The 746-nt window shown below is 45.2% G+C and carries 2 tRNA genes and 2 rRNA genes; all 4 read right to left on the reverse strand.

What is annotated here, in order from left to right:
- A 23S ribosomal RNA gene (locus DWV06_RS12580) occupies positions 1-91 on the reverse strand; the annotation flags it as partial.
- A gap of 207 nt (positions 92-298) precedes the next feature.
- Positions 299-371: transfer RNA gene (locus DWV06_RS12585), tRNA-Ala, on the reverse strand.
- Positions 372-449: 78 nt separating this feature from the next.
- Positions 450-523: transfer RNA gene (locus DWV06_RS12590), tRNA-Ile, on the reverse strand.
- Between the two features lie 8 nt (positions 524-531).
- Positions 532-649: ribosomal RNA gene (rrf, locus tag DWV06_RS12595) — 5S ribosomal RNA — on the reverse strand.
- Between the last annotated feature and the right edge of the window lie 97 nt (positions 650-746).

The following is a 746-nucleotide window of genomic DNA, read 5'->3' on the forward strand; positions in this document are numbered from 1 at the left end:
TTGCTCCTCCCCGAAGCTTTTCGCAGCTTATCACGTCTTTCGTCGGCTCTTAGTGCCAAGGCATCCACCCTGCGCTCTTATTCGCTTGACCTTGTTCTATTCCTAGCGTAGAATAAAACATCTTTCAGGCCGATCGATCTCTCGATCTTGTTTACAGTTGTCTCTGTGTTATGATTTTTCACATAACTTCTCGGATGTCTTGTCTAGATATTTCTATCTTTACTCTATTTCTTCCATGTGTAGTTTTCAAGGTACATAACCATGTTTCTTTCTTTGGTTTTGATGCTTTCGCATCGAATGGAGATAACGAGATTCGAACTCGTGACCCCCTGCTTGCAAGGCAGGTGCTCTCCCAACTGAGCTATACCCCCATGGGTTGGTCTTTATCTTCTTTTCTTCTTTCTACCGGGCCTAAGTGAGCTTTTCCTCCTATGCCTTTCGCTTTTGACTGGGCTTAAGTGGACTCGAACCACCGACCTCACGCTTATCAGGCGTGCGCTCTAACCAGCTGAGCTATAAGCCCTTTTTTTAATCTGGCAGCCACCTACGTTCCCACATCGTCTCCAATGCAGTATTCTCGGCCGCTTAAGTCTTAACCATCGTGTTCGGGATGTGTACGGGTGTTCCCCCTAAGCGCATCGCCACCAGAAATATTTTCCTTTGTCTTTTCCCTTTTACGGACTTTTGAACATGGATAATTAAACAGTGAATTCCTTCATCCTTCCACTAAATTCAGACTTCGTTTG

The sequence above is a fragment of the Anaerosacchariphilus polymeriproducens genome (assembly GCF_003363435.1).
GTDB lineage: Bacteria > Bacillota > Clostridia > Lachnospirales > Lachnospiraceae > Anaerosacchariphilus > Anaerosacchariphilus polymeriproducens.